This window comes from Arenicella sp. 4NH20-0111, from assembly GCF_040366405.1.
Lineage (GTDB): Bacteria > Pseudomonadota > Gammaproteobacteria > Arenicellales > Arenicellaceae > Arenicella.
Window position 1 is genome coordinate 35,012 of sequence record NZ_BAABWF010000016.1, and the last position, 22,122, is coordinate 57,133.

A 22,122-nucleotide genomic window follows, 5' to 3' on the forward strand; every position below is an offset into this window, starting at 1 on the left:
TTGATTTGTAAGTATGAAGGCCTAAGGTAAGACGATGCAAATCGTCTCACCTGGGTCTTGAAATGTTAACGGCCGGTCTGGTGGATTCGGTAGGTCGATTGAACAGGCCGTCGCGCATTTGCCGTAGCCTGTGTGGCTCGCTTGAACAGACTTGTCATTAGGACTTATTTTGAGCCTGCTTAACAGACAGCGTATGAGCGTGATTTTGTTGTCATTAAGGAACCAAAACTTTTGCTAGGAAATACATGAAAACAATAGACGATATACAGAATGTCATGATCGCGGGTGCTGGAACGCTGGGTATGCGTATTGCCCTTCGCTGTGCGTTGGACGGATTTAACGTTCGCATGTACGACATCAATGCTGAGCAATTAGAAGTCGCCAAGGGTATGCAATCTCACTTGACGAAGGTGTTACTTAAGAAAGGAGAGATTGATGAAGATCAAGCCAAGAAGGCGGTTGATAATCTGCTGGCCACACCCAGCTTGGACGAGGCGATTGAAAATGTCGATTTAGTCAGTGAGTCTGTGATCGAAGATATCGACATCAAGTTGGCATTCTATGGGGACTTAACGCCTCGACTTCCATCGGGGACGATAGTCACTACGAACACGTCATTTCTGTTGCCCTCCCAAATGTTGCCTTCTATTCGCGAACCTGAGTATTTTTGTGCGTTTCATTTTCACGATGTAATTACACAGCCGATTGTTGATGTCATGCCTCATCCCAAGACTGAGCAAGGCGTTATAGATCTTTTGATGGAGTTCGGTACTCGCATTAATCACATACCGGTGTTCGTTAAGAAAGAGAGTAACGGGTATCTTTTTAACGCAATGTTTGGCGAGATTCTGGCGAAGGCCGGTGAGCTTTACATGAATGACGTTGGCAGTATTGAAGATATTGACCGTTCTTTTATGGGGAATTTCCATACACCGGCAGGCCCGTTTGGCATGATGGATCAGATTGGCTTGGATACTGTTTGGCATATTATGAGTAAAAATATGGCCACGGCATCACAACCGTTTGCCGCTGAATTGAAACAGCGTATGGAAAAGGGAAATCTAGGGTATAAGTCAGGTGAGGGGTTTTACAGTTACCCTCGCCCTGATTATGCGGCCCCTGAGTTTTTGAATAAAACGAAAACAACTGACAGCTAATGCTAGACACGGCAACTTTAGAATTAAAAAGTGGCCTTTAGTAGAACAAACAACGTGGCAAACGTAGCCAATACATAGGAGACTATTATGAAAGAAGCCGTCATCGTATCGACAGCTCGCACCCCGATTGGGAAAGCCTATCGCGGTGGATTCAATAACTTAAATGGAGCAACTCTCGGGGCTGCCGCCGTCGAGGCCGCTGTAGCTCGTTCCGGAATAGACCCAGCCGAAGTCGATGATGTCATCATGGGCGCCGCTCTGCAGCAGGGTAGCACTGGTGGAAATATTGCACGTCAGATTGCATTGCGTTCAGGGCTTCCTGCCACGGTATCAGGAATGTCTATTGATCGGCAATGTTCGTCTGGCTTAATGGCGGTTGCGACAGCGGCCAAGCAAATTGTGGTTGATGGACAATCGGTGACCATTGGTGGCGGTTTAGACAGCATCAGTTTGGTTCAGAACGATAAGATGAACATGCATCGAGCCGTTGATAAAGAGTTGGTCGCTATGCACCCTCATATTTACATGCCGATGTTGCAAACAGCCGAAATTGTCGCGGATCGCTACGGCATTACACGAGACTCAATGGACGCTTACGGTTTGCAGTCTCAGCAGCGTACGGCGGCTGGTTACGCCGCTGGAAAGTTTGACGATGAACTGGTTCCTGTGTCGTGCACTAAGCTGGTTTTTGATAAAGAAACAAAAGAGACCTCTGAGCTCGATGTTACGGTTTCAAAAGACGAAGGGCTAAGAGAGACCACGGCTGAGGGGCTAGCCAGTTTGAAGACCGTCATTGACGGTGGAACAATCACGGCTGGCAACGCGTCTCAACTTTCGGACGGTGCGTCTGCCCAGGTAATCATGGATGCGAAGCTGGCGGAGCAAAGAAACATCGAACCATTAGGCATTTATCGCGGTATGGCGGTTGCCGGTTGCGAGCCCGATGAAATGGGCATCGGCCCTGTGTTCGCTGTTCCAAAATTGCTAAGGCAAAATGGATTGTCAGTCGATGACATCGGCTTGTGGGAATTGAACGAAGCGTTTGCCGTTCAGGTGCTGTACTGTCGAGATAAATTAGGCATTGATAATGACAAATTGAACGTCAATGGTGGGGCGATTTCAGTGGGCCACCCTTACGGAATGAGCGGTTCGCGTATGATTGGTCATGCCTTGATCGAAGGCAAAAGACGGGGTGTGAAATACGTTGTGATTACCATGTGTGTCGGCGGTGGCATGGGTGCAGCGGGTTTGTTTGAAGTAGCTTAGAACGGAATCAGTCGAGGAATATTGTATGAGTGACCTGTATCGGTTGTATGGCGCCGAATTTTCTCTTTATTCGGGTAAGGCGCGTTCTTACCTTCGCAAGAAGGGCGTTCCCTATGAAGAGATAACGTCGACGGTAAGCGTCTATAAAAAGTTCATTATTCCTCGTACTGGTGTGCGTTATATTCCTGTGGTTCAAACGCCTGACGATGAGGTCATTCAAGACACCACGGCAATCATTGATGAGTTAGAAAAACGATTCCCTGAGCACTCGGTTTACCCAACCACGCCAAAACAAAAATTGGTTTCGTTGTTGCTGGAAGTCTACGGGGATGAGTGGTTAGTTATACCGGCGATGCATTATCGGTGGAACTACCCAGCAATGAATGCTGATTTTATTTACCGAGAATTTGGTTCTATGGCAGCGCCAAACATGCCAGGTTTCATTCAAAAATTTTTAGGGAGGAAAATCGGTGGAAAATTTAAGGGGTTTGTACCTCGACTGGGCATTACTGAGAAAAATATACCCGCATTAGAAAGTTCGTATGTGTCATTACTGGGCGACCTGCAAACGCATTTTGAGCAACATGAATTTTTGTTGGGGTCTAAGCCAAGTATTGGTGATTTTGGGCTCATTGCGCCGCTTTATGCGCACTTATTTCGTGACCCAGCACCCGGAAAGTTAATGCGAAAAAAGGCGCCTGCCGTATGTCAATGGGTAGGGCGCATGACGAATGATACAGCATCTTTGCTCAGCGGACAGTGGTTGGATGACGATGAAGTCCCGGAAACGTTGTTGCCGATCTTATCGCGAATGGCCAGCGAACATTTACCGGTGCTGCAAGACACCGATCGTTTACTGAGCGCATGGCGAGAAAATAACCCCGATGCCCCCGAAGTACAGAGAATCATTGGCTCACATGAGTTCACCGTTGAAGGCGTCACCGCCGAAAGGGCGGTATTGCCCTACTGTCTATGGATGTTCCAGAGACCCGTCGATTTCTATCAAGGTTTAGATGAACACTCGAGGACGGCTGCAGTGGACCCGCTGCTTGAACAAGTGGGTTTTTCAAATGCATTACAGCGCGGTTTACAAAACCGTTTGGTGCGAACTAAAAACGTACTGCAATTGAGTGATCAGTAATGTCCTGCTTGATCATTTATTGCGGTTAAGAAATGTCACGTGCCGCGCGGGTAAGGCGTTCCGAATTTGCGAGCCAAGTAACGGCCAATATCTTTCGCGTTATTAATGAACGTACGTCCATTGTTTACTTGAATTCCACAATCACTGAAAACCGGGCTCGAGTCATTTAGCATTAACGTCGGGCAATTTTGATTTTCTTCGCCCAGCGCTCGCACTATCGCTGAGCGCGGTTTGGAAATTGGCTGGTACACAACCTCAATCGTTTCCTTTACAAACGGGTAGTACGAAATTAGCCCCCAAATTTCCGCGCATTCGGGGCAATATTCTTGGCGATTTTTGTCTTCGAAGCCGGGAGCTAAGAGGAAAAGTGTGTCTTTGTTCATTTTGGTTGTTGTCGTTAGGAGTAGCTTGATGGCCTCGAATACGATTTCACTTCGTAAGGTTAGTTTATCGCCCGAATTGCTAATAGCATGCATTCAGCATGCCGTTTAGTCTACGTTAGAGAACGCCGTTTAGATGTCGCATTATAGAGCATTCGGCGTGATGATTTTAGCGCCATAAGTCCATTTACCGTTGGCATAGTAGGAAGGCCCAAGACGACTTTAGTAGTAATTCTAAGGCTGAATACCTCATTGATACCTTATGCTACTCCGAAAAAAATCGCCGAGTTTGCTCATCAGCGGGGTAAAAAGCCTCGATACGTAATTCGTTTGCGGTAATGTCCTGTGCTGTGCCAAACGTGGATATGACCGAGCACAGCGTCAATATTGGCCCGCCCAAGTCAATTTCCAAAGGCAAGACAGGCAGCAGGTCAGGGTGTGTTGACTCAATAAGTTCGGGTTCCCCAGCCAGATCTTGCAAGCGTCGGCTCTTCTCGATAAGAGCTGTATTTCCAGAATCGAGCGCTTCCTTTTTTAGCCGACGAACAAAGGGAGGACCGACGTCATGCCAATTGGAAATGAACTTTCTGAGCCCGTTTGGATGAACCGTCAGGAGAGCAATATTCATTTCTCCTGTGTCGCCGACGTCACGCCAGACCTTTTCGGGGTCCCCTAGGGCCTCAAAAAGAATGCCGGCTGCGTCGTTTTTCAGCTTTATATTCCAATTACGATCGAGAACGAACGCAGGGTAGGGCTCATGATGTGTGAGTATTTCTTGGAGTATTTGCTGCACCGGCTCCATCGCTGGCTCCGTTAGATCGCGTTCGCTATACAGGTTTGCAAATCCTGCAAGGTTTAAAATTTGATTGCGGTCTCTTAACGGCACGTCTAATGCCTCAGCCAGTCTCACGACCATCTCTCGGCTAGGTTTACTCTTGCCCGTTTCCAGCCAGCTTAAATGCCTTTGCGATACTTCGGCCGCTAAGGCCAAATCCAACTGAGAAAGTTTTTTTCGTTTTCGCCACCCTTTTAGGACTGAATTGAATGAGGTTTGCGCCGAAATATTTACTGTTGTCATGGGTGACTACCGGTCCGTTTGGAGACTTAATAGTATGCTGCTCACAGGGCCGAATTCAATGACCTCTGAGGTAATTGAATCTAAGCATTCTGGGCGGCACACTGGCTAAGGTCAACAAACGAAACAACCAGAGAAGACGATGAACCGAAAGAGCTTAGCAATTTTTATCCTAATTCCGTTTACAGCCCTTACCGCCTACGCGGTGTATAAAGTTGGTTACATAGGCGTTCTTGATTACCAACTTCACAGTCCTGCTGGCTGGCAGGTCTTCGCCGACTTAGTGATTGCCTGCGTGTTGTTGCTAGGTTGGATAATTCCCGAAGCCAAAAAAAGCGGACGCAATCCGTGGCCTTTTGTTGGAATAACGCTGTTGTTAGGTAGCTTTGGGCCCTTGCTGTATTTGGCGACCGATAAAGCCCGCTCTAAAAGCATCAATAATCAACCATGAATGTCATGGTTGGTGTGATTTTAGCGGCTGTCGGTTTACTTCATACTCTGCCAGTTTTAGGCAGTTTAGGCGTGGCGTATTTGCATAAATTGTATGGTATCGACATTGATGATCCTCAAATAGAGTTGTTACTTAGGCATCGAGCCGTTCTTTTTGGCGTATTGGGGGTGACGTTGATGATGCTCAGTATTGAAGCGAAATACCACACCGTGGGCTTGCTCATTGGGTTCGTCAGCACCGTTTCGTTTGTGGCTCTTTCGGTTGTTCAACAAAGCGTGACCTCTTCGATATCACCGCAGATCTCTAGGGTAATCACAATTGATATCATTTGCAGTGTGGTGCTTTTCACTCTATTGAGTTGGACTCTTTGGGTAAAATTTAGGGAGATTGTTTAACACACCTCTAAATGTTTATGCAGCTCCGTTCGGTAAGCATCGCCTATTGGAATTTCAATATCGCCTATCTCGATATCATGTTTAGTGAAGGCGGTAATTTTGCTTTTGTTGATGATGTAGGAACGGTGGACTCTGAGGAAGTCATGACCGAGCTCGTCATGAAACGCGCTGATTCGTTGTTTAATAATGTGGGAACCAGACTCCATGAAGATCTTAATGTAGTCTTTTAGGCTTTGTACATACAATATGTCGGACAGCCGTATTTTTACCTGCTTACGATCTTTGCGTACGAATATGTGTTTAGTCGCGTTCGCTTCACGTTGTTGATTGATGGTCGACGAGGGTTCGGTAAGGGAGGAATCAGTCTTTTTTAGACTGGCTGAAAATTTTTCTATGGCTTTGAAAAACCGAGAAAACACGATGGGCTTTAACAAGTAGTCGACGGCATCCAATTCAAAACCATCTATCGCGTAGTCGCGGTACGCCGTGGTGAATATGACCTTTGGTTTATTGGTTAGATTTTGGTAGAAGTCTGTGCCTTTTAGCACAGGCATTTCAATATCCAAGAACATCAAGTCTATGGTTTGATTTTTGAGTACTTGACTGGCTTCAATGGCGCTAGCGCAAGATGCGACCACGTCATAACCTGTCAGCTGAGACAGATGAGCTTGGATTAGGTCGCGCGCCAAATCCTCATCATCGACGATAAGACATTTTACGTTAGCCATTGTGTTTAGAAGCCTCGCTAGCAAGGTTGTATTGGGTGTCAAGAGACAGTGTTGCACTGTAGCTTTCGCGTTTGTCCTCTATCTGCAGGGTGTGAGTGTCAGGGTACAAGAGGTCAAGTTGCTTTCTTAGATTGGCTAGGCCAACCTTTTGAGCCTTATCATTGTCATTGGTTGAGTGACCGGGCTTTGAGTTGTGGATAACAATATTGAGAGAGTCATTTTTTTCTTTGATGGCAATGCGGATATATCCCTGTTGCAGTTCTTCTCTGATACCGTGCTTGCAGGCGTTTTCGAGAAGTGTCAGCAAAATTAAGGGCGCTATCGTGAGGTTGTGTTTCAGATCCACATCTAAGGAAAACTGAAGGCGCTTTCCGTAACGGATTTTTTCCAACGCTATGTAATTTTCAATTAGCTCGATTTCCGCGTTGATGTCGACGAATTTTTCGTTGCATCGGTAAACCACGTAGTCGAGTATCGCAGACAGCTTTTCGACTGCCACAGGCGTTTGATCTGACTTTTTCAATGACAGCGCGTAAATGTTATTGAGTGTATTGAATATAAAGTGCGGATTGAGTTGGTTTTTTAACGCGTCAAGTTCAGCGGAAATCCTTTGTTCCTTTAACTTAAGCAGTCCCTGTTGTTTTTGATAGAACTTGTATGCGACCAATAAAACCGTCGGGAAGGTAAATTCGGGTACCTTAGTAAAGAGTATATAGCGCATTGCCCAGCTCAAATCCATGCGCTCAAACAGAGTCATGTGAGAAAACAAGGAAAGGAAGCGCTTATAGCTCTCTGGGTACAACACCTCTAAATACAACACTCGTATCACGATATTGATTTCTGAGGCCACCACAACAATCAGAAATACCGTCACCGCAAACCACACCCAGCGACCTTTCTCTAGGAATGCCGGAACCAAGGAGTTGATCGTGATGGCAGCCACAAAAAATTGAAGGCCGGTTTTCATTCCAGCGGTTTCCAGGAGTTCACGCGTCGAGGAATAGATTTCCCAATGTGGTCCGGTATTAAGGATAAATACGGCACCCCAGAATGCACATAGCCCCCAGATGTACGGGTGATGGTGACGTGCGCTAAGAGGATTTAGATTCATTGAATAAGTTCTTAAATAGACGTGGCTAGCATCAGTCTGCTTAGACGGGTTGACCGAGTGCTGACTTCAACTCGTGACTATACATCAGCTCTGTAATCTGTGCTTTAGAGTAGACCAAATTGGATCTAACGCTGACCAACTGGCAACCAGCGTAGACCAAATGGGATTTCTCTAACGAAGTGGGTTAGGCGTCTGTTCAGCGGGTTTCGTCTATTAAAAATAGTGAGGCTAAGTTTACGTTTAATCTTGCCTAACGAATTTTAATTGAGGAAATATTCTAATGAAGAACGTATTAATTTTAGTGGTTCTAATGACGTTTGCATCAATCGGTCTGGCAGCCGATATACCGTATCAAGGCAAAGCAGTTTTGGTGACTGGTGCTTCAAGTGGTTTGGGTAAGCGTATAGCTGAAACGCTGGCTGAAAAAGGGGTGTTTGTTTACGCCGGAGCACGCAAGAGCCACGATATTGAGCGGCTTTCGAAAAACAAAAACATGCTGGGTATACGCCTCGATGTGACCAAAGACGATGATATCGCTGCCGCCGTTAAGCTGGTAGAGCAGCAGGGTCGAGGCTTGCACGGTCTTGTCAACAATGCGGGTGTGTTCATTTACTCTCCAATGATTGAAGTGAGTGAAAAAGAAATGGACTTTCTAATGGACGTGAATGTCTATGGGCCTTATCGAGTCACCAAGGCATTTGCACCGTTGATCATGAAAAGCAAGGGTCGTATTAGCTCCACAGGGTCGGTTGCTGGATTCAGTTCGGGGCCAATGTTTGGGCCGTATTCGATGAGTAAGTTTGCAGTTGAAGCGTACACCGATGCGTTGGCCGGAGAAATGGCTAAGTTTGACGTAAAGGTGAGCGTTATTGAACCCGGCAATTTTCAGTCGAATATCATGGAAAATATGCATAAGAGGCTCGCGAAGCTAAAGAGCAACAATCAATCCACTCAATACGAAGACGAATACAAGCGGATGGTTGGTTTTACAAAGTCGGATCGATCTCAGCATAAAGATCCACAGCCGGTTGCTGACGCTGTGGTGCATGCGCTGTTCTCCGCGACGCCAAAGCTTCGTTACCTGGTTGTACCGAACGCTCGCGAGGCCGGATACGCCATTGGTGGATTAATGAAAAAAATTGCGCAGGTCAATGCGGACCATGAGTTTTCAATGACTCGCGATCAGCTGATTTCGATACTTGACGCGCAACTAGCCAAACAGGCTGCCGCAACACAACCGAGTTCCTCCAAGGGCACCTCAAGTCAAGGGGAGTAAGAAATGCCTCTCAATAAGCGTAATCTATTGGCGAAGGTGGTTGAGATGACATCCAATATCCATTCGCACGAGTTCAGAGCAACGGCCGTATCGTTTTTGATGGTGTTCGTTTTAATGGCATCTTACTTTGTATTGAGGCCCGTGCGCGATGCCATGGCCAGCGACTGGTCTGATACTGAGGTTAGTATGCTGTGGAATCTGCAGTTCTTTATCAGCATTGCTATTGTCTCGGGCTATGGGTGGATGATCAGCCGAGTGAGTTTTAAGAATGTGGTGCCCATTGTGTATTCAATATTCGGAGCGAGTTTTATAGGGTTTTACATTTTCACTCCATTGTTTGTCGAACCAACAATTATTGAGAAGTCCTTTTACCTTTGGGTTAGCGCCTTCAGCTTGATACACCTCTCCGTGTTTTGGAGTTTGATGTCAGACACCTTTTCCAAAGAACAAGGTAAACGTCTCTTTGCGGTCATAGCGGCGGGCGGCAGTGCTGGTGCCATCGTGGGCCCTGCTATACCTGCGTTTTTTGCCGACCGTCTGGGTTTACAGACATTGATGTTGATTTCCGCTTGCGGATTAGCGTTCGTGGTGCCGCTGGTGTTCTATTTGTACAAACTAAAACAAACCGACTTAGGCCGTGCGCAATCAGAGGGCGAAGGCACCGAAACGTCGGCGTCTCGCTTGCAGACGAACCCGTTGGGTGGAAATTGGTGGACCGGCTTTAACAAGGTAATCAGCAATCGATATCTATTGGGCATTGCTCTATTTATATTGCTTTACGTTTTCATCGGATCGTTCGTGTACTTCGAACAAAAAAACCTACTGGCTGACTATTCACGACCTGAGCGCGCTCAAATTCTTGGCTCGATTGATTGGGTGGTTAACACCTTAACGTTTGTCTTGGCGTTCTTTGTTACTGGTCGAATTGTGACCAAGCTCGGCATGCCTATTACATTGATGTTGCTGCCAATATTGCTTGTGGTGGGCATGTTGGCACTAACGTTTGCTCCCTTGATTGTGGTGGTGATGGCAATTCAAATTGCACGACGTGCCGGAAATTATGCTGTCACCCGACCTGCTCGTGAAATGTTGTTTACCCAGGTCACTCAAGAGGAGCGATTTAAGTCCAAACCCGTCATCGATGTGGTTGTTTATCGGGGGGGCGACGCTGTCAGTGGAACTCTCTTTGCATTCTTAAGTGAAGGGCTCGGTTTGGGGCTGGCGGCCATTGCTCTTATAGGGGCTGGAATAAGCTCGGTTTGGGCTCGAGTCGCTTTTCGTTTAGGCAAGTCATATGAGCAAAATACCGACATTCAACCAAGCTCTACGTTGATCCAATCAACGGTCCAGAAACCCACATTAAGCAAAGCCTGAGCAAGGTGCTTTGCAATCACATTTTTTCAACAAAAACAGAGTTACTACATTTAAGGAAACACAATGCGCAAATATATATTAACGTTATTCATCCTAGTGTCGCCTGCGTCATTTGGGCAGACAGATGCTGAGATAGAAGAATTTTTTACAGACTATGTCACAAGCTATGCTAAGTACTTTGATAAGAAGCAAGGCGGAGACATTTCCATTGTCTTGGATCACTTTGCTGATCAAACGTTACAGGTTCCGCCCAATGTCGCTCCCAGGCTAGCTGACGGTCATGCGGTGTTGGGCAAGGGCTTTTCGTTTTTCTTGAACTCGCTCGAGAAAAAGGGAGCTGCGGGCATTCGCTGGGAAAAAGTGCAATACGTAAAACTGGGTCAAAACCATGCCTTGGCCAGTAATATTGCCAATGTTTATAACCAAGACGGTGCAGTGATTGATCGACGGTCGTCAGTCTATTCCTTGTATAAGTATGAAGATGGATGGAAAATCTTCATGATTCAATCCATCTCACCTGATCAGACGCCGTTTATCTATCGAAAAGAATCATACATTGACGATTAGCGTTTCGTTCGTGGGTTTTTACTGGCTAGTTTAAGACCAGTCGTGGCCTGTTGCTTGTTCGTTATTGTCGATATACTCAGACAGTATAAAAAACGAGGAGCAGGCCATGAACCAAGCCGAAAAAGACATACGAACCCAACTCGCTGCGTGTTATCGAATCTTCGATTACATGGGTTGGAGCGAACTTATTTATAACCACATCACGGTTAAAGTGCCCGGCGAAGAAGGGCATTTTCTGATCAATCCATACGGTCTACATTACAAGGAAGTCACCGCTTCAAATTTAGTTAAAGTGGACATTAATGGCAGCATCGTGGAAGACACTAATTACGCAGTGAATCCTGCCGGCATGCTTATTCACAGTGCGATTCATGGAGCCAGAGAAGACGCTCACTGCATTGGACACATCCATTCAACCGCAGGCATGACGGTGGCTTGTCAACAAGAGGGGCTTCGGATAGATAATTTCTATTCCGTGCTTTTGTACAACAAAATTGCTTACCATGATTTCCAGGGCATCACCGTAATGGATGGCGAAAAAGAAGACCTTTTAAAGAGCTTAGGCGATAAACAGTTCTTAATTCTAAGAAGTCATGGCCTTCTTACAACAGGCGGAACGATCGCCGATATGTTTATGAACATGACGCTATTGCAGAGAGCGTGCGAGATTCAGGTTTCCGTTGATCAGACTGGAAAGGCCGTTGCGCCGGTTGATGAATCAATCGGGCAAATGACCGAAAAGCTCCTTGAATTGCAAATGGCAAATACGCCAGTCGCAAATGGTCAATTGGAGTTCGCCGCATTACAACGCTTGGTCGACCGTGAGGATGATTCGTACCGAGATCTTTGATTTGTAATGCCATCTGAAGCGCTTAGATGTAGGAGTGTGTTTGCTTGGTGACTGCGCCGTGGATTTAAAAATGATATTCTCTGTCCACGAGCACGCTTTTAGAGCGTGTCACTGGTTGGTCCGGACATAACGGTCTGTGTGCCACTGGTGAATCAGTTAACTTATAGGGTGTTCCTATGTCTGTATACAACTACAAGGTTAAGTATCGCAGTGGCGAGTTACTGAGCCTAAGTGAGTACGAAGGTAAGGTTTTATTGCTTGTTAATACCGCAAGTAAGTGCGGCTTTACGCCTCAATTCGCAGGGCTAGAGGAACTGAATCAACAATATGGAGACAAAGGGTTACAGATATTGGGTTTCCCTTGCAATCAATTCGCCAATCAAGATCCTGGTGATGATGAAACCATTCAGAACTTTTGCCAAACGAATTATGGGGTCAGTTTTCCCGTATTTTCACGGGTTGTTGTTAATGGCAAAGAGGCGCATCCGTTATTTAAGCATTTAAAAGAATCCGCTCGTGGGGTTTTCTGGAGCAAACGTATTAAATGGAATTTTACTAAATTTTTAGTAGACCATAACGGTAATGTGGTTCGTCGTTACGCACCGCGAACTAAACCAGAAAAACTACGAGATGATATTGAAAAACTATTAGCGCAGATCTAACTCCAGCGCAACGCCAATCATCGGCGATTAAAACATTCGAAAATTTATGAACAAAAACTCCGTTGCAGATTTGTTTGGTGGTGCAGTGGCCACTGACACAGAAGTTACAATAAAAGGGTGGGTGCGAACTCGCCGTACCTCAAAGGCTGGCATATCGTTCGTTGCGATTCACGATGGCTCTTGTTTTGACGCAATTCAAGTCGTGGTTCCTGATTCGCTGTCAAATTATGAAGAGGAGGTTTTACAGATAGGCACGGGTTGCTCAGTGATTGCCACTGGCACCTTGGTTGAATCTCAGGGGCAAGGCCAATCTGTTGAGATCCAAGCCGACTCAATCGAGGTTGTAGGTTGGGTGGTTGAGCCAGAAACCTACCCAATGGCGAAAAAGAGGCACACGTTTGAGTATTTGCGCACGCAAGCTCACCTTCGCCCTAGAACAAACGCCATTGGTGCGGTAACCCGAGTACGAAATACGCTGGCTAATGCGATCCATAACTACTACTACCAAAACGGCTTTCACTGGGTGAATACACCACTCATCACCGACAGTGATGCGGAAGGCGCGGGTGAGCTGTTTAGGGTTTCAACCTTAGATATGATGAATTTGCCGCACGATGACAAAGGACAGGTTGACTACTCGCAAGACTTTTTCGGAGGTGAGAGCTTTTTAACCGTATCGGGTCAGCTGAATGTTGAATCGTATTGTATGGCTATGTCTAAGGTGTATACCTTTGGGCCAACTTTTCGTGCTGAGAATTCAAATACAAGCCGACACTTAGCCGAGTTTTGGATGGTGGAGCCGGAAATCGCGTTTGCTGACTTAGAAGACGACGCTGCGTTGGCAGAAGATTTTCTTAAGCACTGTATTAAGGCGGTGCTAGACGACCGAGCTGACGACATGGCGTTTTTCCAGCAGCGCGTCGACAAAGGTATTATCGATCGGCTACAGAGCGTATTGGACTCCAAGTTTGTTCATATGGACTACACGGACGCCATCGACATTTTACTCAAGAGCGGCAAGAAGTTTGAATACCCAGTGGAATGGGGCGTTGATTTAGCGTCGGAACATGAACGCTTTTTGTCGGAGGAACACGTTAAAGGTCCCGTGGTTTTAAAAAACTACCCGAAAGACATTAAGGCATTTTACATGCGCTTGAACGATGATGAAAAAACAGTCGCGGCAATGGATGTATTGGTTCCGGGTATCGGTGAAATCATTGGCGGCAGCCAACGAGAGGAACGGCTGGATGTGTTAGATACACGTTTTCCTGATCAAGAGACCGCGGATCATCTGTGGTGGTATCGAGACCTTCGGAAATACGGTACGGTACCGCACGCCGGTTTTGGATTGGGTTTTGAGCGACTGATTAATTACGTGACCGGAATGGAGAACATCAGGGACGCGATACCGTTTCCTAGAACGCCGGGTTCGGCCGATTTCTAACGGCCGTGTTATTTCCATGAAGCAGCTTTACTCGTCGAAGATGATGATGGCGACGGCTTTGTCAGTCTTTGCCAGCACGTTATCGGCGAGTGAACAAGTAAAGAACGCGAAAGACGCTGCCCCTGAAAATGATGAACAGTTGCTGTATATGGTGCCGGCCATTGTCTCTGCTAAGCAACGAACACCCATTGATGGTAGCTCAACGTCTGCGGTTCCAATCTCGCAAAGCAAACCTGGCCCTGAGAACACTGGGCCAGCCGGGGTGTTGACGCCGCACGATGGCACCATTAAAGTGACCGAAAACGGGGCGTTAATCGAGAATCTTAGTATCCAGGGCTGCATTCAAATTGAGGCCAGTGACGTTACGATTAGAAATGTTCGTATCGATTGTTCAGGTCTGTATGCCATACGTGTCGATGATGATGTCAGCAACGTTTTAGTCGAAGACACGGAGATGTTCAACATGACCTCATCGGGAGTCTTGGGGTCAAATTTTACGTTGCGGCGAGTGAACATTCATGACTCTGGTGGCGATGCGGTAAAACCGAGCCGCAATGTGCTAATCGAGCAGTCTTGGTTTCATCGTTTAGGGTCTAAGGTTGGTTCTCATTCAGACGGCGTGCAGATGGTCTCTGGTGGCAATGTTATTGTGCGTGGGAACAACATCGATATGCCACCGCTTACTGGGTTCACCAACAGTCAGTGCTTGATAATACAGACAAACTTTGGCCCAATCGACAACGTAAGAATTGAAGGTAATTGGCTAAATGGAGGGGGCTGGTGCGTCCAGGTCAATGATAAAGGGCAGGGATTTGGGTCGCCCACCAACGTGACAATAAAAAATAACCGATTCGGTGGAGATTGCGCTTTCGGGACAATTTTGGTTCGAGGTGAAGACGCAGATACTAAAGTCGAAGGCAATATTTTTGAGCCCACCGGTGGTGTGATCGGTACTGACGTTTCAACGAGCACGTGCCGTAACGACCTTTAGAGCATTTCGAATGCAGAATGTCGGGTGTTTTGCTTAAGGCCCCATTGAAATGCGCTGTAGGTTCATCCGCTAAAGCCTTATTCTCCATTACTAATGCATCCTCGGGTGCATAACGGAAATGGTATTTAGTTCCGAAAACCGCCAGTTTTATCGGATTTTATGTTTAGAATAAAATCATGACACTCATTTCAGATACTAAGATTCAGCATCAATACACCAGCGCTCGGCTAGCAAAGGATGCGCGTTTTGATGGCGTGTTTTTCACTGCCGTAAAGACCACTGGGATCTATTGTCGCCCAATCTGCCCAGCGAATCCGCCCAAGGAAGAAAACGTGGAGTACTATTCTTCTTCTATTTCTGCCGCCGAATCAGGCTTTCGCCCCTGCTTGCGCTGTCGGCCAGACAGTGCCCCAAACTCCAATGCTTGGATAGGAACTCAAGTGACCTTACAGCGAGCGGTTAAGCTTATCGATGATGGCGCACTGCAAGACGATTCGTTGGAGGCTTTGTCTGACCGGTTGGGGGTAACCTCACGACACTTGCGTGGGCTTTTTTCAGAACATTTGGGTACGTCACCAAAGCGATACGCGCTGCATAGACAGTGCTTACTTGCCAAGCAACTATTGCATCAAACTGACCTTCCGGTAACTCAAATTGCCTTTGCAACGGGCTTTAATAGCGTGCGCAGATTTAATGAAGTTATGCAGGAGCGATTGGCGTTAACGCCCACACAGATACGCTCTAAGGTGCGTAGCGCCAACGATGGTATCGAACTTAAGCTTGATTACCGGCCACCATTTGATTGGGACAAGTTCATCGGCTTTCTGCAACGACGGATCATTCCTGGTTTAGAATGGGTTGAACACGGTTGTTATGGCAGAACCATTGATATGGAGGGCACCTCCGGTATGTTTGAATTAACACCCGATCCTCAGCAACACTGCGTTCGAGTTAAACTGTGTTTGAGTGACCTCAGTAAATTACCCAAGGTAATTCAACGTATTCGAGCGGTCTTGGATTTGGATGCACCCATTGCGTCGATCGAAGCTCATTTGACTGACATGGTGGACAACGCATTTTCGTATCACAGCGGGTTGAGAGTGCCTGGCGTGTGGGCCACCTTTGAGTCTGGTGTACGCGCAATTTTGGGACAACAAGTGTCGGTCAAGCAGGCTCACGACTTAGTTACCTTATTGGTCGAGGAACTCGGCGAAAGCGTGTCGATGGAACATCAATCAGCCCGTTACCTTTTCCCTTCACCGCAGGCGGTTGCTAACAGTGAGTTGGCGTTTTTTCGAATGCCGCAATCTCGCAAGGATACGCTTCGACGCTTGGCTAAGTACATGATGACGACCGAAGATACCGATGACATAGACGCTTGGTTGGATATTAAAGGCATAGGCCCGTGGACCGTTAACTACGTAAAACTGAGGGCTACAAAGGACCCCGATGTTTGGCTAGATGGAGACTCAGGAATTAAAAATGCGCTCAAGTTAGTGGGTGATTTGGACACAGAGCAGGCACGCCCGTATCGCAGCTATTTGGGCTTTCAGCTTTGGAACTTGCTTTAATAACAATTAATTTTAATAGGAGATAGTTGTATGAGCTACCGAGATCACGTTGATACCCCATTGGGTCGCATGGAAGTATGCGCCGGTGATTCCGGAATTACGTCACTTAATTTTGTGGAAGAAACAAGTTCCGTTAATTCCAGCTCAATCACTGATGAGGCCATACGTCAAATAAATCAGTATTTTGACGGCGAGCGCCGAACATTCAATATTGCTTTGGACGCCACGGGGACTGATTTTCAACAAGGAGTATGGCAGGCTTTATGCGCTATTGATTACGGGCAAACGTGCTCGTATCAAGATATCGCGGAGGCCATTCAAAACCCAAAGGCGGTTAGAGCCGTGGGTGCGGCTAATGGTAAAAACCCCATTAGTATTATCGTTCCTTGTCACCGAGTCATCGGCGCTAATGGTGCCCTCACTGGTTACGCCAGCGGAGTGGATAGAAAAGCATGGCTTCTTAAACACGAAGGTTCACTCCTGTTCTAACTTTTGCGTATACTCAATCTAAGATAAAAGAGAAAACAGACAGGGTTTCGCATGGTTCTTAGAGTCATTATGCTGGTTGTATGGGCTGCCATTCTAGGCGCATTTCTAGGGCTGCTGCCCAGTGCGTATGCATCATGGTTAACGCTCCTAGGCGCTATATTGTTAGTCGCTCATTTGATTGAATATTTTGTCTTTAGCAAACGGATATCTAGCAAGGGGGATTCAACCCTAAAAGGGTTTTTAATGACCATTGTGTTTGGTGTTATTTATATCAATGGTCGACCAAGTTAACGTAGCTGCTTTGCACATAGATTACGTCGCGTTGATTGGTAGGTCTCCAAAAAAGCCAAGCACTCTCGCAACTTTTCCTTTGCGCTCTTCGACCACGTCAAAACCCTGAACGATTTGCTCTCCGTTGACGTGTATCGCCCAATGATATCGATATAAGTCGTGATGAGTATCCACTCTGCTGGTTCTTGAATAGACTGCGCCGGGAATGCGCCCTTGAACCTCGTGAACCATCTTTTCAAAATCATCAATGCCCGTCAGAACAATGGTCGGGTCAGCAAAATACACGTCTGATGTTAAAGCCGCCTCAAGATGAGCGCGGATTCGAGTTGGGTCTTGTTCGTTCCATGCGTCAAGCATACGGTCAAATGAATCTGGGTAGTTCGGCATTTTTAGTCGGCTCCTGAATTATAGTGTGATCTTTTCTTGGAAGTTGATAGGCAGTTTTAATCCATTTGTCATGTAACTCGCAGTAAACTGATCATTAACATGGTGAATACACCTTTATTCAGGGCATGAATGGATGAAAGCTGGCTTTATTGCCCCAATCTAAGCATAATGCGGTAATTAAATCGAGCGCTCGTTCGATTTTTAACTAAGGAGCTGATTTCCCAGTAAGGGCGTAATACAGTCAGCACCTGACACAACACTATAACCAAAGAGGCCAACTAGATGTTTAATGGTAGCGCTATCTCGGTAAAGATGCTTGACGGTGGCATCGCCGAAATGAATTTCGACTTGCAAGGCGAGTCGGTCAACAAATTTGATTCTAAGACGGTTTCTGAACTAGCCGAAGCGGTTGCTTTGTTAGATGACGCCGATGACGTAAAAGGCCTACTGGTCACCAGTGCGAAACCTGTGTTTATTGTGGGTGCTGATATTACTGAGTTTGTTCCATTGTTTGGGGACAACGGTGGTGACATTGACGTTGGCTCACACCTTGGAAAAAACAACGACAGCTTCAACACGCTTGAGACATTAGACTTTCCAACTTGCGTTGCCATCAACGGTTACGCCATGGGTGGTGGTCTAGAGCTTTGTTTGGCATGCGACTTTCGCGTGATGAGTTCGGTTGCAAAAGTGGGCTTGCCTGAAACCAAATTGGGTATCATTCCCGGTTGGGGCGGCACCGTTCGCTTACCACGCATCGCGGGAGCGGATACAGCCATTGATTGGATTGCATCAGGTAAAGAGGTTCGCGCAGACGCGGCATTGAAAGCGGGCGTGGTAGACGGTGTTGTTGCGCCTGAAGACCTTCGCGATGCAGCGTTAACTGTATTGCAAAACGCCATCGACGGAAAAATGGATTACGAAGATCGTCGTGATCAAAAAGACGAGCCTTTAAAGCTAAATGAAACCGAGTCGATGATGGTTTTTGAAACGTCTAAAGCGTTTGTTAAAGGCATGTCCGGCCCGCACTATCCGGCTCCAGTTAAGGCGATTGAAGTGATGCAACACGCCGCGCGCAAGTATCGTGATGACGCGTTAGACATCGAGCAGGATGCGTTTGCTGAATTGGCGCAAACGCCGGTTGCCGAAAGCCTCGTGGGCTTGTTTTTGTCTGATCAACTGATTGGGAAAAAAGCCAAGTCGTGGGAAAAGAAAGCAGACAAAAAGGTTGAGCGAGCGGCTGTATTGGGCGCTGGCATCATGGGCGGCGGTATTGCTTATCAATCAGCGATTAAAGGCACCCCGATTAAAATGAAAGACATTAATCAAGATGGCTTAGATCTTGGTTTGTCTGAAGCAAACAAACTTCTTGCTAAAGCGGTTAAGCGCAAGAAGATGACGGTAGAAAAAATGGGCGAGACGTTAGCGCGGATTGACCCAACTTTGTCTTACGATAATTTTGATGACATAGACGTAGTAGTTGAAGCCGTTGTCGAAAACCCGAAAGTTAAGCACGCGGTACTCGCTGAATTAGAAGATAAAGTTACTGAAGACACAGTCATTGCGTCAAATACCTCTACGATCTCTATTACGCATTTAGCCGAAGTATTAAAACGACCAGAAAATTTCTGCGGTATGCACTTTTTTAACCCTGTGCATCGTATGCCTTTGGTTGAAGTAATTCGTGGTGAGAAAACATCTGATACGGCCATTGCCAGAACGGTTGCTTACGCTAACGCCATGGGCAAAAAAGCCATTGTGGTGAATGACTGCCCAGGCTTTTTGGTAAACCGAGTGTTGTTCCCATACTTTGCTGGTTTTATGGACTTACTTCGAGACGGCGCAGACTTCCAACAAGTAGACAAAGTGATGGAGCGTTTTGGCTGGCCAATGGGCCCAGCGTACCTAATGGACGTTGTGGGTATGGACACAGGGCATCACGGTCAAGCAGTCATGGCCGATGGTTTTCCTGATCGAATGAAAGGAACGTATAAAACGGCAGGCGATGCCATGTACGATGCGAATCGTCTTGGACAGAAAAACGGTTTGGGCTTTTATAAGTACGAAACCGACAAGCGCGGTAAGCCAAAGAAAGTCGTTGATGAAGCGGCCTACGAATTGTTGGCGCCAATCACGGCCGAACGTAAGGAATTTACGCCTGAAGAAATCATCGCTCGCATGATGGTGCCAATGGCGACTGAATTAGCACGTTGCCTAGAAGAAGGCATAGTTGGCTCAGCAGCTGAAGCTGATATGGCATTGGTTTACGGTGTGGGTTTTCCTCCTTTTAGAGGTGGTATCTTCCGTTGGATTGATCAAATGGGTGCAGCCGAATTCGTTTCGCTGAGTGATCAAGTTAAAGAACTGGGGCCACTTTACGACGCAACTGAAACACAGCGTAAGATGGCGGCCGATGGCGCCAAATACTACGCACTGTAACCGTTAACGAATTTAGAAAGGTAAGTATTATGAGTTTGAATCCAAGAGACGCTGTGATCGTAGATTTTGCACGCACAGCAATGGGCCGTTCTAAAAACGGTTGTTTTCGTCACACCCGCGCCGATGAATTAGGCGCGGCGGTAATCCGAGGCTTATTGGCGCGTAACGAAGAGTTAGACGCAGACGAAATTGATGATTTAATTTGGGGTTGCGTAATGCAGCGTGACGAGCAGGGTTTTAACCTGGCTCGTTTTACCGGCATTATGGCTGGCCTGCCGGAAACGGTACCAGCGCAAACGGTTAATCGTTTATGTGGATCGTCAATGTCTGCCATGCACACGGCAGCGGCAAACATTATGGCTGGAATTGGTGACGTTTATATCGTTGGCGGTGTGGAGCATATGGGCCACATCAACATGAACGAAGGCGTTGACCCAAACCCAGAGCTTGGTTTGTACGCAGCAAAAGCCGCGGGCAGCATGGGCATGACAGCAGAAATGCTTGCGATGATGCATGGCATCAAACGTGAAGACATGGATGCACTTGCGGCGCGTTCTCACCAGTTAGCCGCTAAAGCTCGTGCTGCTGGTAAATTCGCTAACGAGATCATTCCTGTTATGGGGCACGATGAAAAAGGCGTACCGTTTATGGTTGTTCATGATGAGACCATTCGCGAAGACACGACGGCAGAAGGCCTAGCGGCGTTGCGCCCAGTGTTTAACCCTAAAGGTGGCACGGTAACCGCTGGTTCATCATCGCAAATCACCGACGGCGCTTCCGGCATGATCATCATGTCGGCTGAGCGAGCGGCTGATTTGGGCCTAACCCCCAAAGGCGTCATCCGCGCAACCACGTTAGCGGGCGTTGATCCATCAATCATGGGCTATGGCCCAGTGCCTTCTACAGAGAAGGCGTTGGATCAGCTCGACATGGATATTGATGATATTGATTACGTTGAATTGAACGAAGCATTCGCAGCGCAAGCTCTACCAGTTCTAAAAGATCTTGATCTTTTGGACGACATGGAAGACAAAGTGAATGTTCACGGCGGTGCTATTGCTCTAGGCCACCCTTTTGGTTGCTCTGGTACTCGTATTTCCGGTTCATTGTTAACCGTAATGGAAGACCGAGATCAGCAATGGGGTATATCTACCATGTGTATTGGTCTAGGCCAAGGGATCAGTACTGTCATTGAGCGTGTTTAGACATTCAATGACTGACTAAATAATGGCCCGAAAACTGGCCATTGCCCTAATCAGGCCCCGTTCAAGTCATTGATCGGGGCCTTTTTATTTATGAATAAGCTCTGATTAGCCGCGGCTAATCTAATAATCGACTTAATGGGCTTTTAACGCCATCTGCTCCCTGTTTAAGAATATGGGTGTATATTTCGGTGGTCTTAACGTCGCTATGGCCCAGTTGCTGTTGAACGGTACGTATATCGGCACCGCTTTGCAATAAATGGGTAGCAAACGAATGCCTTAGAGTGTGTGAGCTGACCTGCTTGCTAATGTTTGCCTTTTTTGCTGCGCGGCGAATGGCCTTATTTACACCGCTTTCATCAATATGATGGCGGCGAATCTTGCCACTTTGCGGGTCAACACTTAACTTAATAGACGGAAATAGATATTGCCAAGACAGCCGTCGGTTTGCATGTCTGTACTTGCGAGCTAATGCGTCTGGCATCCAGACTCCGCCGAAGCCGTCATGCAGTAGGTCTTGCTGAAGATAATCATCCACTGAACGTACTTTCTTTCTAATTGATGGAATCAGCTCGGGCGCCAAGGTAACCAAACGATGTTTAAACCCTTTTCCATTCCAAATTTGGATTTGTTTTAAATCAAGATCCAAGTCTTTCACCCTCAGTCGAACCAGCTCCATTAACCTCAACCCAGACCCGTAGAGTAACCCCACCGGCAATTTATATTGCGGATCTGTGAGCAACAAAAGGCGTTTTACTTCCTCTTCAGTCAACACTGTGGGTAGCTTAGGCTGACGTTTTACACGTCTGAATTCTGAAAGATTTCCTAAAGGTTTATCCAAATATTTATTGTATAAAAATGCCAGTGAGTTAAGT

The 22,122-nt window shown here is 46.8% G+C and carries 23 protein-coding genes; 17 read left to right on the forward strand and 6 right to left on the reverse strand.

Going from position 1 to position 22,122, the window contains the following annotated elements; translation table 11 throughout:
- The first annotated feature begins 245 nt into the window (after positions 1-245).
- The 3 genes from ABWW54_RS19780 to ABWW54_RS19790 all read left to right on the forward strand — a co-directional run bounded on the left by ABWW54_RS19780 (position 246) and on the right by ABWW54_RS19790 (position 3,564).
- On the forward strand, positions 246-1,157 hold the full coding sequence (locus ABWW54_RS19780; protein ID WP_353414917.1) for a 3-hydroxyacyl-CoA dehydrogenase NAD-binding domain-containing protein: 912 nt from the start codon (positions 246-248) through the stop codon (positions 1,155-1,157).
- 87 nt (positions 1,158-1,244) lie between these two features.
- Complete coding sequence (locus tag ABWW54_RS19785) at positions 1,245-2,423, forward strand: acetyl-CoA C-acyltransferase (RefSeq protein WP_353414919.1); 1,179 nt, start codon at positions 1,245-1,247, stop codon at positions 2,421-2,423.
- A gap of 25 nt (positions 2,424-2,448) precedes the next feature.
- Positions 2,449-3,564 carry a glutathione S-transferase family protein gene (locus tag ABWW54_RS19790; RefSeq protein WP_353414920.1) on the forward strand — a complete coding sequence of 372 codons (1,116 nt, stop codon included), beginning with the start codon at positions 2,449-2,451 and terminating at the stop codon, positions 3,562-3,564.
- 35 nt (positions 3,565-3,599) lie between these two features.
- Here ABWW54_RS19790 and ABWW54_RS19795 read toward each other — a convergent pair whose 3' ends face one another.
- On the reverse strand, positions 3,600-4,040 hold the full coding sequence (locus tag ABWW54_RS19795; RefSeq protein ID WP_353414921.1) for a DUF3088 family protein: 441 nt from the start codon (positions 4,038-4,040) through the stop codon (positions 3,600-3,602).
- Positions 4,041-4,209: 169 nt separating this feature from the next.
- A complete protein-coding gene (locus ABWW54_RS19800; RefSeq protein WP_353414922.1) occupies positions 4,210-5,022 on the reverse strand; it encodes a helix-turn-helix domain-containing protein in 813 nt (270 codons plus the stop codon).
- 139 nt (positions 5,023-5,161) lie between these two features.
- Here ABWW54_RS19800 and ABWW54_RS19805 point away from each other — a divergent pair, with 139 nt between their 5' ends.
- Complete coding sequence (locus ABWW54_RS19805; RefSeq protein WP_353414923.1) at positions 5,162-5,470, forward strand: hypothetical protein; 309 nt, start codon at positions 5,162-5,164, stop codon at positions 5,468-5,470.
- A complete protein-coding gene (locus tag ABWW54_RS19810) occupies positions 5,467-5,865 on the forward strand; it encodes a hypothetical protein (protein WP_353414924.1) in 399 nt (132 codons plus the stop codon). Before ABWW54_RS19805 ends, ABWW54_RS19810 begins: the two co-directional genes overlap by 4 nt.
- Here ABWW54_RS19810 and ABWW54_RS19815 read toward each other — a convergent pair.
- Both ABWW54_RS19815 and ABWW54_RS19820 read right to left on the reverse strand, forming a co-directional pair.
- Positions 5,862-6,593 (reverse strand): LytR/AlgR family response regulator transcription factor, encoded by a 732-nt coding sequence (locus tag ABWW54_RS19815; RefSeq protein WP_353414925.1) that lies wholly within the window; start codon positions 6,591-6,593, stop codon positions 5,862-5,864. The genes ABWW54_RS19810 and ABWW54_RS19815 overlap by 4 nt on opposite strands.
- Entirely contained in the window at positions 6,586-7,704 is a 1,119-nt protein-coding gene (locus ABWW54_RS19820) for a sensor histidine kinase (protein ID WP_353414926.1), read from the reverse strand. Before ABWW54_RS19820 ends, ABWW54_RS19815 begins: the two co-directional genes overlap by 8 nt.
- A gap of 280 nt (positions 7,705-7,984) precedes the next feature.
- Between ABWW54_RS19820 and ABWW54_RS19825 the strand changes: the two genes are divergently transcribed.
- The 10 genes from ABWW54_RS19825 (at position 7,985) to ABWW54_RS19870 (ending at position 17,219) form a co-directional block, all read left to right on the forward strand.
- Positions 7,985-8,980: an SDR family oxidoreductase gene (locus ABWW54_RS19825; protein ID WP_353414927.1), complete on the forward strand. Its 996-nt coding sequence runs from the start codon at positions 7,985-7,987 to the stop codon at positions 8,978-8,980.
- Between the two features lie 3 nt (positions 8,981-8,983).
- A complete protein-coding gene (locus ABWW54_RS19830; protein WP_353414929.1) occupies positions 8,984-10,354 on the forward strand; it encodes an NTP/NDP exchange transporter in 1,371 nt (456 codons plus the stop codon).
- 63 nt (positions 10,355-10,417) lie between these two features.
- A complete protein-coding gene (locus ABWW54_RS19835; protein ID WP_353414930.1) occupies positions 10,418-10,921 on the forward strand; it encodes a DUF6841 family protein in 504 nt (167 codons plus the stop codon).
- A 64-nt stretch (positions 10,922-10,985) separates the two neighbouring features.
- Positions 10,986-11,771, forward strand: coding sequence for a class II aldolase/adducin family protein (locus ABWW54_RS19840; protein ID WP_353414931.1), 786 nt, complete (start codon positions 10,986-10,988; stop codon positions 11,769-11,771).
- 176 nt (positions 11,772-11,947) lie between these two features.
- Positions 11,948-12,433: a glutathione peroxidase gene (locus tag ABWW54_RS19845; protein WP_353414932.1), complete on the forward strand. Its 486-nt coding sequence runs from the start codon at positions 11,948-11,950 to the stop codon at positions 12,431-12,433.
- A gap of 46 nt (positions 12,434-12,479) precedes the next feature.
- On the forward strand, positions 12,480-13,877 hold the full coding sequence (gene asnS, locus ABWW54_RS19850) for an asparagine--tRNA ligase (RefSeq protein WP_353414933.1): 1,398 nt from the start codon (positions 12,480-12,482) through the stop codon (positions 13,875-13,877).
- Positions 13,878-13,893: 16 nt separating this feature from the next.
- Complete coding sequence (locus ABWW54_RS19855) at positions 13,894-14,868, forward strand: right-handed parallel beta-helix repeat-containing protein (protein WP_353414935.1); 975 nt, start codon at positions 13,894-13,896, stop codon at positions 14,866-14,868.
- 176 nt (positions 14,869-15,044) lie between these two features.
- The gene (locus tag ABWW54_RS19860; protein ID WP_353414937.1) at positions 15,045-16,439 is read left to right on the forward strand and encodes a DNA-3-methyladenine glycosylase 2 family protein; all 1,395 of its coding nucleotides are present in this window, start codon (positions 15,045-15,047) and stop codon (positions 16,437-16,439) included.
- Between the two features lie 30 nt (positions 16,440-16,469).
- Entirely contained in the window at positions 16,470-16,928 is a 459-nt protein-coding gene (locus ABWW54_RS19865) for a methylated-DNA--[protein]-cysteine S-methyltransferase (RefSeq protein ID WP_353414938.1), read from the forward strand.
- 51 nt (positions 16,929-16,979) lie between these two features.
- Positions 16,980-17,219 (forward strand): DUF1145 domain-containing protein, encoded by a 240-nt coding sequence (locus ABWW54_RS19870; protein ID WP_353414940.1) that lies wholly within the window; start codon positions 16,980-16,982, stop codon positions 17,217-17,219.
- A gap of 21 nt (positions 17,220-17,240) precedes the next feature.
- Here ABWW54_RS19870 and ABWW54_RS19875 read toward each other — a convergent pair whose 3' ends face one another.
- A complete protein-coding gene (locus ABWW54_RS19875) occupies positions 17,241-17,606 on the reverse strand; it encodes a hypothetical protein (protein ID WP_353414942.1) in 366 nt (121 codons plus the stop codon).
- A gap of 282 nt (positions 17,607-17,888) precedes the next feature.
- On the opposite strand from ABWW54_RS19875, the gene fadB reads away from it, so the two are divergent.
- Positions 17,889-20,045 carry a fatty acid oxidation complex subunit alpha FadB gene (fadB, locus tag ABWW54_RS19880; RefSeq protein WP_353414944.1) on the forward strand — a complete coding sequence of 719 codons (2,157 nt, stop codon included), beginning with the start codon at positions 17,889-17,891 and terminating at the stop codon, positions 20,043-20,045.
- Positions 20,046-20,074: 29 nt separating this feature from the next.
- On the forward strand, positions 20,075-21,250 hold the full coding sequence (fadA, locus tag ABWW54_RS19885) for an acetyl-CoA C-acyltransferase FadA (RefSeq protein WP_353414946.1): 1,176 nt from the start codon (positions 20,075-20,077) through the stop codon (positions 21,248-21,250).
- A 115-nt stretch (positions 21,251-21,365) separates the two neighbouring features.
- Here the strand turns inward: fadA and ABWW54_RS19890 are convergent.
- A partial coding sequence (locus tag ABWW54_RS19890) for an integron integrase (RefSeq protein ID WP_353414947.1) occupies positions 21,366-22,122 on the reverse strand: 757 nt, incomplete at its 5' end.

Excerpts from the sequence above, each read along its gene's own strand:
- ABWW54_RS19780 (WP_353414917.1), top strand. The coding sequence starts at position 246 with ATGAAAACAATAGACGATATACAGAATGTCATGATCGCGGGTGCTGGA.
- ABWW54_RS19785 (WP_353414919.1), top strand. The coding sequence starts at position 1,245 with ATGAAAGAAGCCGTCATCGTATCGACAGCTCGCACCCCGATTGGGAAA.
- ABWW54_RS19790 (WP_353414920.1), top strand. The coding sequence starts at position 2,449 with ATGAGTGACCTGTATCGGTTGTATGGCGCCGAATTTTCTCTTTATTCG.
- ABWW54_RS19795 (WP_353414921.1), bottom strand. The coding sequence starts at position 4,040 with ATGCATGCTATTAGCAATTCGGGCGATAAACTAACCTTACGAAGTGAA.
- ABWW54_RS19800 (WP_353414922.1), bottom strand. The coding sequence starts at position 5,022 with ATGACAACAGTAAATATTTCGGCGCAAACCTCATTCAATTCAGTCCTA.
- ABWW54_RS19805 (WP_353414923.1), top strand. The coding sequence starts at position 5,162 with ATGAACCGAAAGAGCTTAGCAATTTTTATCCTAATTCCGTTTACAGCC.
- ABWW54_RS19810 (WP_353414924.1), top strand. The coding sequence starts at position 5,467 with ATGAATGTCATGGTTGGTGTGATTTTAGCGGCTGTCGGTTTACTTCAT.
- ABWW54_RS19815 (WP_353414925.1), bottom strand. The coding sequence starts at position 6,593 with ATGGCTAACGTAAAATGTCTTATCGTCGATGATGAGGATTTGGCGCGC.
- ABWW54_RS19820 (WP_353414926.1), bottom strand. The coding sequence starts at position 7,704 with ATGAATCTAAATCCTCTTAGCGCACGTCACCATCACCCGTACATCTGG.
- ABWW54_RS19825 (WP_353414927.1), top strand. The coding sequence starts at position 7,985 with ATGAAGAACGTATTAATTTTAGTGGTTCTAATGACGTTTGCATCAATC.
- ABWW54_RS19830 (WP_353414929.1), top strand. The coding sequence starts at position 8,984 with ATGCCTCTCAATAAGCGTAATCTATTGGCGAAGGTGGTTGAGATGACA.
- ABWW54_RS19835 (WP_353414930.1), top strand. The coding sequence starts at position 10,418 with ATGCGCAAATATATATTAACGTTATTCATCCTAGTGTCGCCTGCGTCA.
- ABWW54_RS19845 (WP_353414932.1), top strand. The coding sequence starts at position 11,948 with ATGTCTGTATACAACTACAAGGTTAAGTATCGCAGTGGCGAGTTACTG.
- asnS (WP_353414933.1), top strand. The coding sequence starts at position 12,480 with ATGAACAAAAACTCCGTTGCAGATTTGTTTGGTGGTGCAGTGGCCACT.
- ABWW54_RS19855 (WP_353414935.1), top strand. The coding sequence starts at position 13,894 with ATGAAGCAGCTTTACTCGTCGAAGATGATGATGGCGACGGCTTTGTCA.
- ABWW54_RS19860 (WP_353414937.1), top strand. The coding sequence starts at position 15,045 with ATGACACTCATTTCAGATACTAAGATTCAGCATCAATACACCAGCGCT.
- ABWW54_RS19865 (WP_353414938.1), top strand. The coding sequence starts at position 16,470 with ATGAGCTACCGAGATCACGTTGATACCCCATTGGGTCGCATGGAAGTA.
- ABWW54_RS19870 (WP_353414940.1), top strand. The coding sequence starts at position 16,980 with ATGGTTCTTAGAGTCATTATGCTGGTTGTATGGGCTGCCATTCTAGGC.
- ABWW54_RS19875 (WP_353414942.1), bottom strand. The coding sequence starts at position 17,606 with ATGCCGAACTACCCAGATTCATTTGACCGTATGCTTGACGCATGGAAC.
- fadB (WP_353414944.1), top strand. The coding sequence starts at position 17,889 with ATGTTTAATGGTAGCGCTATCTCGGTAAAGATGCTTGACGGTGGCATC.
- fadA (WP_353414946.1), top strand. The coding sequence starts at position 20,075 with ATGAGTTTGAATCCAAGAGACGCTGTGATCGTAGATTTTGCACGCACA.